Origin of the sequence: Rhodococcus artemisiae (assembly GCF_036327795.1) — a bacterium.
Classification (GTDB): Bacteria; Actinomycetota; Actinomycetes; order Mycobacteriales; family Mycobacteriaceae; genus Rhodococcus; species Rhodococcus artemisiae.
Map to the genome: position 1 here is coordinate 180,931 of NZ_JAUTXY010000014.1, position 15,455 is coordinate 196,385.

A 15,455-nucleotide genomic window follows, 5' to 3' on the forward strand; every position below is an offset into this window, starting at 1 on the left:
AGCCTGCGTCTGGGTGCACAGCACACGGCCCGACACAATAGTGTTCGACCAGATTGGATTGCAGATATGACCACTCCGGACCCGATCGTCATCGTCGACGGCGCGCGTACCCCCGTGGGAAGCTTCGGCGGCGCGTTCAAGGATGTACCCGCCCACGAGCTCGGAGCGGTTGCCGTACGCGCAGCACTCGAGCGGTCCGGTGTCGCCGGCGACGACATCGACGAGGTGGTCATGGGTTGCATCGGTCAGGTCGGTGGCGACGCATACAACGCGCGCCGTGTCGCCCTCGCCGCGGACCTGCCGATCTCGACCCCCGCGTTCACCGTCAACCGCCTGTGTGGTTCCGGGCTGCAGGCCATCTGGTCGGCGGCTCAGGAGATGCGGTGGGGTGGCGCCGACATCACTGTCGCCGGTGGCGACGAGAACATGTCGCGGATGCCGTTCTACGATTTCGGTGCCCGCAGCGGCTACAAGCTCGGCAACCGCGAGCTCGTCGACGGCACCACCGGAATGCTCACCGACCCGTTCAGCGGCAAGCACATGGGCGTCACGGCCGAGAACGTCGCTCGTGAATACAACGTGACCCGCGAGCAGCAGGACGAGTTCGCCCTGGAGTCGCAGCGGCGTGCCGACACCGCAGCAGCCAAGGCCGCTTTCGCCGAAGAGATCACCCCCGTCGAGGTCGGTGGCCGCAAGCCGTTCACCGTCACCACCGACGAACATCCCAAGCCCGAGACCACCCTCGAAGGGCTCGGCAAGCTGCGGTCGGCATTCATCAAGGACGGCACTGTCACTGCCGGTAACGCATCGGGCATCAATGACGGTGCCGGCGCGGTCGTGCTGGCCAAGCAGTCCGTCGCACGCGAGCGGGGCCTTGCGGGCTCCGTGGTGATCGACTCCGTCGCCGTCGCTGCGATGGACCCGTCCCTGATGGGATACGCCCCCACGCATGCGCTCGCGAAGCTGTTCGAACAGACCGGCACGACGCCGTCCGACATCGACACGATCGAACTGAACGAGGCCTTCGCCTCGCAGGCGATCGCCGTGATCCGCGACGCGAAGCTCGATCCCGACAAGACCAACCCGTACGGCGGCGCGATCGCGCTCGGTCACCCCGTCGGCGCCACCGGCGCGATCCTGACCGTCCGTGTCGCCAAGGACCTGGTGCGCCGCGACCTCGAGCTGGGCATCGTCACGATGTGCATCGGCGGTGGCCAGGCCCTGGCTGCGCTGCTGCGCCGGGTGCGCTGACAGAATCGGAATGACAAGGTGGGGGCCGGATGACCGGCCCCCACCTTGTCATGCCTCAGATGCTTCGTTCGCGTCCGTCCCAGTAGGGTTCGCGCAGCGAGCGCTTGAGGATCTTCCCCGTGGGATTGCGGGGCAGGTCACCGACGATATCGATGCTGTTCGGGCATTTGAACTTCGCGAGGCGCGTCCGGGTGTAGTCGATCAGTTCGTCTTCGTCGGCCTTCTCGTCGGCGGCGAGCACCACGACGGCCTTGACCGTCTCCCCCCACTTCTCGTCGGGCACCCCGATGACAGCGACCTCCGCAACCGCGGGATGCTCGACGAGCACGCGCTCGACCTCCGGGCAATAGACGTTCTCGCCGCCGGTGATGATCATGTCCTTGAGCCGGTCCTCGATGAACACGAATCCGCCTTCGTCGGCGCGTCCCATGTCGCCGCTGCGGAGCCAGCCACCTTCGACGATGGTCTCGGCGGTCGCGTCGGGCCGACCCAGATACCCGGGTGTCGTCTGGGCTGACCGCCACCACAACTCGCCGACGGATCCCACCGGAACATCGGTGTTGCCGACCGGATCGACGATGCGCATCTCGACCCCAGGTATGGGAGTGCCCGCCGACGCCATCCGATGTTCCTGCGACGGGTCGCGGTGCACATCGGGCATCAGCGCGGTGATCACCCCGGCGAGTTCGGTCATGCCGTACACCTGTACGAATTCGGAGTCCGGCCACGCGGCGAGCGCTGCACGTAACAGCGGCAGCGGCATCGGCGCGGCGCCGTAGGTGATGCGCTTCAGCCGGGACAATGCGGCGATCGCCTTGTCGCCCGCGGCGAGGACGCCCGAGATCACGGGCGGCACGAGGAACGCGACGTTCGCGCCGGCTGTGATCCCACCGAACAGTGACGGCGCGTCCGCTTCACGAGTGAAGATGCACCGTCGGCCGTCATGGATTCCGATGATCGCGTAGCAGGTACCGCCGACGTGGAACAGCGGCATCGCAACCAACAGGCAGTCCTGATCGCGAAAGGGAAGAATCGACAGCATCGCCTCGGCGTGCGCCGACAGATTGCGGTGGGTCAGCTGTACGCCCTTCGGGCGCCCCGTGGTCCCGGAGCTGTACAGCAGGAGCGCGGTCGTATCGGGTGAGACGTCCGGCAGAGGATGCCTCGGGTCGCCGGAGGCGAGGAACGCTTCGAACTCGTCGTTGTCGCCCCCGACGACGATCACCTTCGTCACCGTTCCGAGGTGTTCACGGATCGATGCGATCACGTCGGTGAATTCAGCGCCGACGAACAGGATCTTCGCGTTCGAGTCGCGGAGGATGAAGGCCAGTTCGTCTCCCGCCAACCGGAAGTTGGGGATCGCATCGGCGGCACCCAGCGCGGACGCGGCGTATGTCACCTCGACGCACGCGAGGTTGTTCTTGTCGATGAACGCAACGGTGTCGCCTGCGCCGATCCCGGCCGAGGCAAGCGCCCCCGCGAGACGCCGGACCCGATCGTGCCATTCACTCCAGGTGTGCGCCCGATCCAGATACTGGACGGCGGGGGAGTCTGGGACGGTCTTCGCCCAGTGTTCGAGGCGGCTGACGAGCGTGGGCGAGTGCGGCGCGGACATTCGAACTCCTCTGTGTGGTGTGTGTCACAGAGGATAGCGGTCGTGTGGCCTAGCGAGGCGGGGACAGATCGACGGGGCGCTCGGGGACGGGGCCATCGAGCAGTCGCGGGAAATCGATGGCGAGCGAACGCGGACCCAGTAGGTCGGGACCCTTGTAGGAGACGAGTTCCGGCAGTGACCACCAACGGAACGAAGAGAGGTTTTCCAATGCGAGTTCGGCGGCGGTCAGTGTGGGGCGCGGGACGAACGGGGTGGTGCGGATCAGGTAGTAGTCGTTGACGGTCCCGTCGAAGCCCGGCACGTGATGGGGCGAGACGATCGTCGAGTGCCAGACGTGCGGAGGCTCGGTGTCGAGCCGGAAACCGACCTCCTCCATGAGTTCACGCGTCAACGCCTCGAACTGCGTCTCTCCGACCTCGATGCCGCCGCCGGGGGTGATCCACACGGTGAAACCGTCTGGTGTGCGCGCGCGGCACAACAGGAGCCGGTTGTCTGGGTCGACGAGAAGGGCGCGGACCGAGTGGCGGAGATTCGGGAATGTCACGGCAGTGAGAGTAGGCGGTATCCGACGAATCAGGAGCCGGTGCGTATGTGCCGGCTGCGTCCGTCCCAGTGGACGCGGGTCGTGACTGCGGAACTGTCGCCCAGACGCCGGACCTCGTAGATGTCGAGGGCCGGTACCTGCGGAACACACCCCCACAGTGCGTGCCCGGTCATGACGAAATCGATGTCCTGGCGCACCAGCAGGCCCATGAGCTCACCGATCGTGGGCTCGTCGATCTTGGCGAACGCGTCGTCGAGCAGCACCATCCGCAGCGCGAGGTCGGTGTCGGGCAACCCCGACAGATATCCGTCCGCCGCCGCGAACAGTGCGACGTACGACACGAACCGTGTCTCTCCCTGGGAGATCTTGGCCCGCTTCGAGATGCGACGCTCCTGATCGGGCTCCGGGCCGATGATGGTGACGTCGACCGTGTGCCATGTCCGGTAGTCCAGAGCCCGCGACAGGTGCGCCGCGTATCCGGCCGACGGGTCACCGTCGTGCGAGACCTCGACGCGGTGACGAAGCAGTTCGATCAGGTCGTCGCTGTCGCCGATCGACCGGGCGCTATCGGTGAGGAGCTCGATGATGCGTGCCGCGTCGGCATCCTCGCGGACCGGGTGCCACCCGATCCGGACCCCGATACCGTGGCTGGTCCTGCTGTCGGCGAGGCTCTCGTTCATCGCCGCGATCAGGTTCTCGGCCTGCGTGATCCGCCTGCGGAGTTCATCTGCGACGCCTCCGAGTACGAAACCGGTGAACACATCGTGTTCACGCTGGGACAGCGCGGCCCGGCCCTCTTCTGCACGGACCGTGAGATGGGCGAGCACCCCCGTCGGGGTGGTGTCGGCACCCGCGCCGGACAGGCGTACCACATGGGCGCCCGAGTCCACTGTGTGCTCGATGTCGAGCTGATCGGAGATCTCTCGGTCGAATCGCTGCAGCGCTGCAAGGACCCGGTTCTCACCGGTGTCCGTCGCCCGGGGCAGTGCCGTCAGCACGTTCTCGGCGGCCTCGCGTACATGCTGCGCGTCGTCGACGTGCGCGATCGGGCCGCACTCGACATCGGCAGCCGCCGACAGAGCGGGTACAGCCAGCTGCGCCTGCAGCGCGCCCGCCGCTGTCTCGAGCTCCTCGCGGTGGCGGGTGAGGCGTTCCTGCGCCGCTGAAGCCTGTTGCATCGCCGCTGCCACCGCCTTGCCGAGCTGCTCGCGGTGAGCAAGTGTGCGCCGGCACTTCTCGTCGGTGCGGGCTCGCTCCGTCTCCGACTTCTGCAATTCCTCCGCGAGGTCGGCAACCTCGATGTCGACAGCCTGAGTCTGTGCGGCCACCACCGCTGCCCGGTCGTGCCACTCGTGCCAGCGGGACTCGGCCTCTTCCTCGGCACGTATACGGCGCTCGACCGCCTGGGCGACCGCACGTGCAGACCTGCCGAACCGGTCGTATTCGGCGAGGACATCGCGGATATCGCGGGCAAGGCCCGTGCACGCGGCGTCGGCTTCGGCGCACGCCACGACGGTCGCGTCGAGTTCGGCGACACCCGTCGGCAACCCGAAATGGGCGCAGGCGGTCCGGTGGGACCCGAGGTCGGCAGCCCATTGGGAACGCAGCGCGCCGGCCCGCTCGCGAGCCTGGGCGGCGGTTTCTGTGCGTCGGGTCGCGTGTTCGGCGAGCGCCTGGGACCGGGCGTATGCCCGGTGCAGAGTGTGCGCGGTGGGCGCGGTCGCCAGATGTGTGGTGCGCGTGGTCGCGATGTGCGCGTCGAGTTCGTCGCTTCCGAGCGGCGCGGCGCGGCGTTCGACAGCGTGGTGCTGCTCGGCGAGGTCCAACCGGGCCAGTTCACCGGTGATCTCGTCGAGCCGGGATCGACGCGCGGCCTCGGTTCTGCTGCGGGCGGCCTCACCGATGAAGCCGGGTGCCTCCGCGGTGTGCCGCCCACGTAGGACGCCGTTGTGCCAGCGACCGTCGCGGGACACGGAGGCGAATGCCGAGGCATCCTCGAACCCGACCGAGGAGAGCACCGAGGCGACGGCCTCGACCGGCACGTCGGATGTCGGATCGGGCTGTAGAACCGTGGAAAGCGGCTGACGCGGAGGTTCGCCGCGTGGCGAGACGAGGATCTGTCCCGAAGAAGCACGCAGCCGACCTTCCCCGTCTACGGTCGCGGTGAGGAAACCCGCTGCCAGCAGGGCGGATTCGATACCGGCCCGGTCGTCGTCGCCGAGGGTGTCGACGAAATCGACGGCCCGCCACAGCGGAACACCGCTCTGCGGGCTGCGCCACGGTGCCATCGCCGGGCCGGCTTCCTCGGCTTCGAGGCGACGTTGTTCCTCGAGCAGAGCCGACCTCAACGCGGTGTGGGTCGTGCTGGGGGGCTCGTCTGTGCCGGTCTCGGCTGCGCGGCCGAGGTTGCCGGGTGCTGCGCTTCGGGTGAGAGCGACCAGTTCGTCGAGGACCGTGTCCGTCGCCGCAGGGTCGGGGTCTTCGCCGGAGAGCGCCTCCACGGCGTCCATCAGGCGTTGCATCAATGCCGCGCCGTGCTGGGTGATGTGGGGCAGCAACGTGGTGGTGCGCTCCGAGGTGAGCCACGCACGCCATCGATGCCCGAGGTCGAGGGCCGCGTCGTCGAGTGCACGGGCGGCGGCATCGCGTTCGAGGGCCTCGCGTTCGGCGTCGTATGCGGCGCGCTCGGCCTCGGCTTCGGCTTCGTGCACTCCGCGCTCGGCGAGTTCGAGACGCTGGGCCTCGGCGAGTCGCCTGGACGCCTGATCCCGCCTGCGTCGTGCGGCCGTGGCCGCGTGGTCGGCAGCAACGCGCGCATCGTCGCAGGCCTCCGGAAATAGCCGCACTTGTGCGACGGCGGACCTGGTGATCGCCTCGGGGACCGATTCGCTCCGCGTGCGGACCGGTTCCGAATGCTCCTGGGGTCGCGCGATGTCGAGACGGATTCGCTCCGGGAGGATATCGGCCGCTACGGCCGCGGTGGCGAGCCGAAGTCTCGCGGCTGCGAGCATCTCGGATGCCCCGGTGACCGTGTCGTTCAGGGCGGTCAGGTGTGCATCGGCGCGGTCGGCTTCGAGGGACTCGTGTTCTCTCGCCTGGGCGGCGTGATGCAGGGCCTGGTCCGCGGCGCGGCCGAGGGCGTCGACGGCGAGGGTGCGCTGAGCCAGATCGTCCGCGTGACGGAACAGTGCGTGCGACTCGAGGCCTCGGATCGCGCGATCGAGCTCGGCGAGCTGGTCGCGTCGTTCGCCGAGGCGGGTGTCGGCCGCGGCTGTTTGAGCGTCGAGGTCTGCGACCTCGGCTTCGGCCTCGTCGACTTCCGCCCGCGTTCGGGCTACCCGGTCGGCGGCCTGTATCGCGGCATCCGCGCTCGCGCGCAGCAGGTCGGCCGCGTAACGCCGATAGACGGCGTGGAACTGACGGACCCGAGTGAGCGAGGATTCCAGGCGGGTCTGGGCCGCGCGGCTCTCCCCGAGCAGATCGAGGCGATCACCCGCAGTGGCGAGCATGTTCTCGTTGAGCGGGGGCAGTGCGTCGGACAGGATCTGAGGCAGACGGCCTTCGTCGATTCGGTTACCGACGTCGGGTGACCGCAAGGTGTGCAGCAGCTGCAGCAGCCCTGTGTACCGGTCGCGCCCGGACTCGCCGTGCAGGCCGAACACCAGCGCGCGGACGGTGTCCCGGTGTTCCTCGGGGCTGCGCGTGATCCTGTCGGTGCCGATGCGGGCGGCGAGGTCGTCGCGCGAGAGCGGCACCCGATGTTCGTCGACCAGCGGGAGGTCGGTGCCCACGCGGGCGTCAGCGGTGAAGAAATACACCTCGCTGCGATGCGCGGTCGCACTGTAGCGGACCTGCGCGCCGATTGTGAGAAGACCTTGGGGGCGCGACAATTCGAGCCACAGGTAGCCGACCCGGTTGTTCTGCCCACCCGCACCCACGCGCATCAGTTCGTCGAGGTCGACCTTGCCGGCACCGGTTGCGTCCATGCGTTTGCGGTCTGCGTCGAGCAGGAACGGCAGCAGCATCTCGAGGGCACGTGACTTTCCGGAGCCGTTGGTGCCGCGCAGGATCATGCGCCCGTCGCTGAGCGTGAACTCGGTATCGAGGTAGTGCCAGACGTTGACGATGCCCGCGCGGGAGAGTTTCCATCGCTGCGGGTGTGGTGACGCGGTGGAGGTATCGAGAGCGGGTGCGTCGGACGAATAGGTCATTACTGTGGGCCTTCGGAGATGGTCGGGCGATACCGGGCGGCGGGAGCAGTGAGAAGGAGTCCGTCGTCCCGGGCGTGGGCGAGTCCGAGGCGGACCAACAGTGCCGTGACGTCCCGGCACAGCGCGGTGACATCGCGGACGTACTCGCCGCGCCAATTCCGGGCATGGGTGGCGACGAGGCCGGCCAGAGTGTTCTCCAAGGTGGTCGCGTCGACGTGCACCGTGCTGCCGGGTACGGGTTCGACGATGTCGACCAGTTCGGAGATCAGGAGGAGCGCAGCCTGATTCACCGTTCCGGATCCGGGGAAGAGGAGGTCGGTGAGGTTGCCGTCCGGGTCGTACGCGAGCGCGCCCTCGGTGCGTACCTCGAGGACGAGGCCGAAGTCCTCGTCCAAGAGGCGTGCGATCTCGGCTCGCTCACGGATCAGCACGTCGAGGGCCTCAGGATCCAGATCGTCACGCGCCGTGAACGGATCCTCGACGAGCCTGCGGTACAACCGGCGGCGCGGCGTCTCGGGTCTCGCGGTGATCGCTGCCGACGGGCCGGGAAGGTCGTGTAGGGCGAATGCGGTGAGATGCCGAAGCAGCGGCCGGCAGACGGTGAGCACCACTTCGTCCCCGTCTCGAGTGTCGCGGTCCTGATCGTCACCGAGGTCGGTCTCACCGACCACACCCCACTCCATCAACGCCTGCAGCGCGGCCACGAGATGTCGCCGCTCCGCCAGTCCGTCGGCGATCTCGATGTCTCGGGCTGCGGCGTCGGCGCGGACCTGTTCGACGAGTACCGCCATCGGAATACGGTCGCCTTGACCGGGCGCGAGCAGCGCAGCGGCGGTCAACGCGAGGTAGGTGTATCCGATCGCGCCGAACGCCCCTCCGGTCGCGCGGTGCAGCGGCCGCAGAGGTGCCGCGGCGTCGAGCGGTGTCTTCACCAGCCGAGCGAACTCCGTCTCCACGATCAACGTGTAGCCGAGGCGATCGGCGAACATCGCGCGAAGTGCCGTGGAGTGACGACGGACCAGATCGAGACTGTCGGGGTCGTGGAGTGCGGTGAGGATCGGCCGCTGCAGCATGGCCCGGGCTGCATCGCGCCTGCCGGCGGCATCCTGGACCGCGGTACCGGTGCTCACCACACCCCTGTCGTCGGTGCGGCATCGGTGGGCGTGAGGAGCGGCGACGAGGTGCGAAGGATCAACCCGTGCACGGTGAGGTCGCCGTCGGGGCAGTGCACTGTGGTGTCGCGACCGGGTTCGGCGGTCAGGGTGAGACCGAGGTCGTGGTCGTCGATGCGGTACACGCCGTCGAGCTCCTGGTGTCGTGCGAGAAGGACAGCGAGCCGGTCGAGCAGCACGTCGCGCGCGGGCGTCGAGATCTGTGCGCCGTGCAGGTCGTTCGCAGCGCGCAGTTCCGCGACGGCATCGGCGAGTTCGTCCGACTCCTGCTCGGCCATCGCCACGATGAGGGATCGGTCGGCCGTCGGGTCTGGAATCCGTGCGTTCCGGCCGCGCGGCGAGCGGTCGCCGCGTTCGCGAAGCGAGATGGGCACGGACACCGGATCGGCGTTCCACCAGGATGTTCCGGCACCGATCCGTGGATCCGGCTCGTCGGGGCCGAGTAACAGGTGTCGGCTCGGATAGGCACCGAATGTGGCGGCGTGGAGCCGGTGGGCCTGCTCGTCCGAGGACTCCGAGAACCAGGAGGCCAGGCGCAGGAGATCGGCTCGGTGGGAAAAACCGGGAGCGTCGGAGGTGCGGTTCCGGGTGTGGGTGAGCAGCCGGTTCAGTGCCGTCGCTGCGGCGTCTCGCAGTTGCCGGGGGCCGGCGTCCTCGTCGTACCAGGAGGCAAGCTGTTCCCATTCGTCGCGTGTGCGCCCGGGGGAGCGGGTGACGGTGCCGCTGGGCAGACCCGCATCGGGGAGTGCCGTGAGCAGGTCGTCGATATGGGGAAGCAGGCGCTGCACTGCTACGCAGATCCGGGTCGCGTAGCGGCTGAGGTCGGAGGTGATGACGTCGATGTAGTCGAGCAGCAGGAGCTTGAACTCGGTGTAGTCCTCACCGGAGAGGTCCGGTTGCCCTGAAGTCTCCGCGAGGTAGGTGTAGAAGTCGGCAATGCTGTCGGTGAACGTGTTGTGGTGCACGAACACCCCGGTGACGTGCCCGGCAAGGGTGTTGGGATCGACAGCGAATCCGGTGTCGGCCGCCGCGTCGATGTGCGTGAGTGCGTCGTAGATCCGGGCGAGGGATTCTCGGGTGACCTCGCTGGGGCCGTCGTGTGAGGACAACAGTGCGGTGGCCTCGCGGTGCACGCGGCCGCCGAGGACCGTCGGACGATATCGGGCGGTGGCGCGGACGTAGTCGCCGATCGATCCGACGCGGGTGTCACGCCCTGCCTCGCCGAGATTGCCCCACGCGACGAGTTGCCGGCATCGGTTCTCTGCGACGTCGCGGTCGATGCGGTGCCCACCGGCGGTGAGGGTGGCGGCGATGTCGGCGGCCGTCGCGTCGGCGAGCAGGACATCGATGAAGTAGTCCATGACCGCGACGTAGTCGTCGGATTCGTCGGCGACCAGGTAGCGGAACAGGCCGCGGGACCCCCCATCACCCATCGGTTGCCCCTCCTCTGCGCTATCACCACGGTACGCACAGGTTAGTCGTTCGGATTCGTCGAGCCTCGGGGTGAGGTGAGGTGCGCGCCTACGATGGGTCCATGACAGGTACCGACGGGTTTGCGACCGACCTCGTCGAGCAGCTGCAGGTCTCGCGTGACCTGATCCTGTGGAAGCTCGACGGCGTGTCCGAGTATGACGCGCGACGTCCGATGACGCCGACCGGCACCAATCTCCTCGGGCTTGTCAAGCACCTCGCGACCTGCGAATTCGGCTATTTCGGTGAGGCATTCGGCCGGCCCTCTCCGGTTGCGCTGCCCTGGGCGGATCCGGAGGGTGCTGACGGCGCGAACATCGACATGTGGGCTACTGCGGACCAGACGCGCGAGTACCTCGTGGGTCTGTATCGCCGCTCGTGGCAGCATGCTGCGGAGACTTTCGCTGCCACCGAGCTCGACGACGTGACGCACGTGGAGTTGTGGGGACAGGGCCGCGCGACGCTGCACCGAGTCCTCGTGCACATGAACAGTGAGACCGCTCGTCATGCCGGGCATGCCGACATCGTGCGGGAGATGATCGACGGTTCGGTCGGGTGGCGGCGGGATTTCGACAATCTCCCGTATCGCGAGGTTGACCGGATGCGCGCTCACCATGCCCGTGTGCAGGCCGAAGCCGACCACTTTCGCTGATCAGCGGGGTGATATCGCCCTGGCTCGAGGCGTGGAGCACACCGGGATTATAGTTGCTTTATGCAACAGAATCGGCGGTCCGGTGTACCGGATCGGACCGGAGTGATCGAGGTCTACGACGAATTCGTTCACCTCGTGCGCTTCCTGACTGCAGGGGAGCGGTCCGACGACAGTTCCCTGTCGCTCGCGCAGCATTCGCTGCTCGGGTTCATCGCCCGCAATCCGGGTTGCCGCGCCACTGATATCTCGGAGGCTTTCGGCGTCAATCGGTCGACCGTCTCGAGGCAAGTACGCCACTGCATCGACGAGGGTTGGCTCTCTGCGGACTCCGGACCGACCAGGTTGGGACACCCGCTCAGGCTGACGGACCAGGGGCACGCGGTGCTCGCCGTCACAGTGACTCGCCGATACGGCGAAGTCACCGCAGGACTTGCGGGATGGGGCCAGGATGAGATCGACACGTTCATCCACTTGCTGCGCCGCTTCCGCTCCGGTGTGGACCCGTCCACCCCGCCTTCGACCGACCAGAACGATGGAGATTTCAGTGCGTGAGTACTCGACCCCCGCCCAGTTCACCGTTGCGGACAACGATTCCGTCGTCCACACGGTATTCACCCAGGCGGAGAAGACCCCGCACCGCGTGATGTACTCGCGCCCGCTGGGTGACGAGTGGGTCGCGGTCACCGCATCGCAGTTCGCGGAGCAGGTCGCCGGTGTCGCCAAGGGCTTGATCGCCAGAGGCGTGCAGCCCGGCGATCGTGTCGCATTGCTCTCGGCCACTCGGTACGAGTGGTCGCTGTTCGACTACGCGATCTGGGCGGCAGGTGCGGCATCGGTGCCGATCTACGATTCGTCGTCCACCGAGCAGATCCGCTGGATCCTCGAGGACTCCGGCGCCTGCCTCGCCATCGTCGAGACCGCCGCCCACGAGGCGCTCTTCGTCGGTATGCCCGACACCCTCGGCGAAATCCACCGGATCGACGGTGGGGCAGTGGACGCCCTCATCGATGCAGGCGCCGGCATCGACGACGTCGAGCTCACCGCTCGTCGCGAAGGCATCCGCGCCGACGCGCTCGCCTCCCTCGTCTATACCTCCGGCACTACCGGCCGGCCCAAGGGCTGCATGCTCACTCACCGGAACTTCCTCTCGGAGGTTCGCGGAATCCTGACGGCGTCGATCGGTCAGGCGGTCGCCAAGCCCGGTAACCGGATCCTGACGTTCTTGCCACTGGCGCACGTGTTGGCTCGGGCGGTCTCGCTCGCGGTCTTCGAAGGCGGCGCAGCGCAGGCGCACTGGGCCGAGTTCGGTACCGTATCGGGCCAGTTCACCCGCTACTCGCCGCACATGATCCTCGGTGTGCCCCGCGTGTTCGAGAAGGTCCGCGACGCCGCGGCAGGCAAGGCGGCCGCAGGCGGAAAGCTCAATGCGGCCATCTTCCAGTTCGCCGAGGAAACTGCCATCGGGTACAGCGAGTCACTCGATCACGGTGGTCCGAGCCTGTTCCTGAAGGCCAAGCGGACCATGGCCGACAGGCTCGTCTACGGCAAGCTGCGCGAGGCCATGGGTGGCGAGTGCCAGATGGCGATCTCCGGTGGTGGTGCGCTCAGCACCAAGCTCGGGCACTTCTTCCGCGGAGTCGGCGTGCCGATCTACGAGGGGTACGGCCTGACCGAATCGACCGCGGCGCACACCGTCAACATGCCCGGATCGCAGAAGATCGGCACCGTGGGACTGCCCCTGGGCGGCAACAGTGTTCGTATCGCCGAGGACGGTGAGATCGAACTGCGCGGCGGGGTCATCTTCAACGGTTACTGGCGCAACGAGAAGGCAACTGCCGACGCATTCCACGACGGTTGGTTCCGCACAGGCGACCTCGGTTCGCTCGACGCCGACGGATACACCGCCATCACCGGACGCAAGAAGGACCTCATCGTCACCGCGGGCGGCAAGAACGTCTCTCCGGGCCCTCTCGAAGACCGGATGCGTTCGCACACCCTCGTGTCGCAGGCTGTCGTCCTCGGCGACGGACGCACATTCATCTCGGCGCTGCTGACCGTCGACCCCGAGGTGTTCGACAACTGGAAGGCAGAGAACGGCAAGCCTGCCGGCGCCACCATTGCGGAACTGCGCAACGACCCTTCACTGCGCGACGCGATGCAGACGATCGTCGACGACGCCAACAGCACCGTCTCGCATACCGAGGCCATCAAGAAGTTCGTGATCCTCGATCGCGACCTCACTGAGGAGACAGGCGAACTGACTCCGACGCTGAAGATCAAGCGCAATGTCATCGCCGAGAAGTTCGCCGCAGACATCGAGAGCATCTACGTGAGGCGGTGACTCTTGTTCGAATCCGGCCGGGACAACGCCTCGGCCAGGCGCGCGAAGCGCTCGTGACCGGCGAGGTCGTCGATGAGGACGGCCTCGCCGTCGGCGTCTGCGAGCGGCACACGCCAGTTCGGATATTCGTCGATGGTGCCCGGCTGGTTCTGGCTCCGACGCTCACCCACCGCATCGGCCAGCGACAACGCCAGCAAGGCGGACGGGCTCGCAGCGATGAGCCGATGCAGCGCCTCGACGCGACGCTCGGTGGTGAGCGCGCCGTCTTCTGTGTCATAGAGAAACCCGCGGTCGCGGGCGAGTCCGAGCACCGCATCGCGTTCGGATGCGGCTCCGGCGAGCTCGGTCTCCAGATCTCCCTCTAGTAGGCCGAGCTTCGATCGGATCGAAACATGCTCCCCGGCAAGGTAACCGGACGTCGGCGGTAAATCGTGCGTGGTGACCGACGTCAGGCACAACTGCCGGTAGGTCTCGGGCGCGCGTGGGACGTCGCGGTCCTTCTCGAACCACAGGATCGACGTCCCCGCGACCCCGCGCTCGGCGAGGTAGTCCTGGACCCACCCTTCGAACACCCCCAGGTCCTCGCCGATGACGACCGCATCCGCACGGTGCGCCTCGAGTATCAGGATGCCGATCATCGCCTCGTGGTCGTACCGAACGTACGCGCCCTCGATCGGCGACGACCCTTCCGGCACCCACCAGGTGCGGAACAGGCCCAGGACGTGGTCGATCCGCACACCACCGGCATGTCGCAGTGCCGAGCGGAGCATCTCGCGATACGGGCGATAACCGAGCTCGCAGAGGCGATCGGGCCGCCATGGAGGCTGGTTCCAGTTCTGGCCGTTCCGATTGAAGTCGTCGGGCGGAGCACCCACCGTGACCTCCGACGCCAGTGCATCGCCGAGAGTCCACGCATCGGCGCCGTCACGTTGCACACCCACCGCCAGGTCGTGCACGACCCCGATGTCCATCCCCGCAGCACGGGCGGCGATCTGCGCGGCTGCGAGCTGCTCGTCGCACAACCACTGCAACCAGCGGTGGAAGTCGATGCGTTCGGCCAGCACGACGCGTTGGCGTTCCACCCACGGATCGTCCGGGGCTGTCGCCCGCTCGTCCCAGCGACGCGGTCCGGCCTTCTCGGCGAGTGCGCACCACAGTGCGAAGTCGTCGAGTGCCTGACCGCCTTCAGCGCAGAACGCCGCGTAACGAGCCTGGCGGGCCGGTCCCCTGGGAACACGGTGGATTCGTTCGAGCACCTTCAGCTTGGCTCGGAACGCCGGATCGCGCTTGAGGCGTGCGGCTTTGCGGTTCGCTTTCGCACAGGCCTGTGCGCTCTCGTCGAGTAGTCTGCGCTGTTTACGCGGAAGATAGGCCACCTCGGGAATGTCCTCGACCCGCAGATACAGGGGATCGACGAATCGACGCGACGACGGCAGATACGGCGACGGCTCGTGCGGGGGCCGAGGCTCCGCCGCGTGGACCGGGTTGATCAACACGAAGTCGCCGCCGTGGCCCGCGGTCACCGCTGTCAGATCGGCGAGGTCGGCGAAATCACCGATGCCCCACGACCGGCGTGACCGCACCGAATACAGCTGCGCCGCCAGGCCCCACCGCCGGGAGCGCAGCACCCGGTCGGCCGTGGACAGCCGAGCCGGTGTCACCACGAGAGTCCCGGTCGCCTCGATGTCGTTGCTGCGCGCGTGGATCGTGTGCCAGCCCAGCGGTAGATCCGGCACCGTGAACGTCGCCCTGCCGACGAGCCGCCCGTCCACCGTGCGCGGATCGACCCACACGTCGAGCTGGTCGGCGTCGACCTCGGCGCCGTCCTCTGTCACCACCCACACCGACACGGGATCGCCGTGCGGCACGTGCACGGCGAACGAACGCCTTTCGCCTTCGACGACGACCAGCGACAACGGCAGCATCTGCCGCCACGGCACGTTCGGGATGTCCGCGAGTGAATCCTGGATCTCGGCGTCCGAATCGGCAGGCACGTCGAGAGCCGCCAGGATCGTGCGCAGAGTCCGGTCGGAAACGTGATGTTCGAGGGTGTCCCACCCACGGTAGGTGCAGGACACTCCGAGGTGTCCGGCGAGTTCGCGAAGCTTGTCCGACGACGTCACGCTCTGGAATCATGCCAGCAAACGCCCGCGGTGGCAGTACCCACGAGCAGCGGAACACCCACGAACAGGGGAACGC

Annotated in this window: 10 protein-coding genes; 4 read left to right on the top strand and 6 right to left on the bottom strand. The window is 67.5% G+C overall.

Annotated features, from left to right (window positions below; translation table 11 throughout):
- Nucleotides 1–66: 66 nt before the first annotated feature.
- The gene (locus tag Q7514_RS25230; RefSeq protein ID WP_330135999.1) at nt 67–1,251 is read left to right on the top strand and encodes a thiolase family protein; all 1,185 of its coding nucleotides are present in this window, start codon (nt 67–69) and stop codon (nt 1,249–1,251) included.
- A 55-nt stretch (nt 1,252–1,306) separates the two neighbouring features.
- On the opposite strand, the gene Q7514_RS25235 is transcribed toward Q7514_RS25230, so the two are convergent.
- From Q7514_RS25235 to Q7514_RS25255, 5 genes are read right to left on the bottom strand one after another with little or no spacing between them, the layout of a single operon-like run.
- Entirely contained in the window at nt 1,307–2,866 is a 1,560-nt protein-coding gene (locus Q7514_RS25235; protein WP_330136000.1) for a long-chain-fatty-acid--CoA ligase, read from the bottom strand.
- 49 nt (nt 2,867–2,915) lie between these two features.
- Entirely contained in the window at nt 2,916–3,410 is a 495-nt protein-coding gene (locus Q7514_RS25240; RefSeq protein ID WP_330136001.1) for an NUDIX domain-containing protein, read from the bottom strand.
- A gap of 29 nt (nt 3,411–3,439) precedes the next feature.
- Entirely contained in the window at nt 3,440–7,621 is a 4,182-nt protein-coding gene (locus tag Q7514_RS25245) for a TIGR02680 family protein (protein ID WP_330136002.1), read from the bottom strand.
- Nucleotides 7,621–8,751, bottom strand: a complete 1,131-nt coding sequence (locus tag Q7514_RS25250) for a TIGR02678 family protein (RefSeq protein WP_330136003.1) — start codon at nt 8,749–8,751, stop codon at nt 7,621–7,623. The genes Q7514_RS25245 and Q7514_RS25250 overlap by 1 nt, the downstream gene beginning before the upstream one ends.
- Nucleotides 8,748–10,226 (bottom strand): DUF2397 domain-containing protein, encoded by a 1,479-nt coding sequence (locus Q7514_RS25255; RefSeq protein WP_330136004.1) that lies wholly within the window; start codon nt 10,224–10,226, stop codon nt 8,748–8,750. The genes Q7514_RS25250 and Q7514_RS25255 overlap by 4 nt, the downstream gene beginning before the upstream one ends.
- 101 nt (nt 10,227–10,327) lie before the next feature.
- Between Q7514_RS25255 and Q7514_RS25260 the strand changes: the two genes are divergently transcribed.
- From Q7514_RS25260 to Q7514_RS25270, 3 genes are read left to right on the top strand one after another with little or no spacing between them, the layout of a single operon-like run.
- On the top strand, nt 10,328–10,915 hold the full coding sequence (locus Q7514_RS25260) for a DinB family protein (RefSeq protein WP_330136005.1): 588 nt from the start codon (nt 10,328–10,330) through the stop codon (nt 10,913–10,915).
- 60 nt (nt 10,916–10,975) lie between these two features.
- The gene (locus Q7514_RS25265; RefSeq protein WP_330136006.1) at nt 10,976–11,467 is read left to right on the top strand and encodes a MarR family winged helix-turn-helix transcriptional regulator; all 492 of its coding nucleotides are present in this window, start codon (nt 10,976–10,978) and stop codon (nt 11,465–11,467) included.
- Nucleotides 11,460–13,256, top strand: a complete 1,797-nt coding sequence (locus Q7514_RS25270) for an AMP-dependent synthetase/ligase (protein ID WP_330136007.1) — start codon at nt 11,460–11,462, stop codon at nt 13,254–13,256. The genes Q7514_RS25265 and Q7514_RS25270 overlap by 8 nt, the downstream gene beginning before the upstream one ends.
- Here Q7514_RS25270 and malQ read toward each other — a convergent pair.
- Nucleotides 13,241–15,379: a 4-alpha-glucanotransferase gene (gene malQ, locus Q7514_RS25275; RefSeq protein WP_330136008.1), complete on the bottom strand. Its 2,139-nt coding sequence runs from the start codon at nt 15,377–15,379 to the stop codon at nt 13,241–13,243. The two genes, Q7514_RS25270 and malQ, sit on opposite strands and share 16 nt — an antisense overlap.
- Nucleotides 15,380–15,455: the final 76 nt, after the last annotated feature.

Excerpts from the sequence above, each read along its gene's own strand:
- Q7514_RS25230 (WP_330135999.1), top strand. The coding sequence starts at position 67 with ATGACCACTCCGGACCCGATCGTCATCGTCGACGGCGCGCGTACCCCC.
- Q7514_RS25235 (WP_330136000.1), bottom strand. The coding sequence starts at position 2,866 with ATGTCCGCGCCGCACTCGCCCACGCTCGTCAGCCGCCTCGAACACTGG.
- Q7514_RS25245 (WP_330136002.1), bottom strand. The coding sequence starts at position 7,621 with ATGACCTATTCGTCCGACGCACCCGCTCTCGATACCTCCACCGCGTCA.
- Q7514_RS25255 (WP_330136004.1), bottom strand. The coding sequence starts at position 10,226 with ATGGGTGATGGGGGGTCCCGCGGCCTGTTCCGCTACCTGGTCGCCGAC.
- Q7514_RS25260 (WP_330136005.1), top strand. The coding sequence starts at position 10,328 with ATGACAGGTACCGACGGGTTTGCGACCGACCTCGTCGAGCAGCTGCAG.
- Q7514_RS25265 (WP_330136006.1), top strand. The coding sequence starts at position 10,976 with ATGCAACAGAATCGGCGGTCCGGTGTACCGGATCGGACCGGAGTGATC.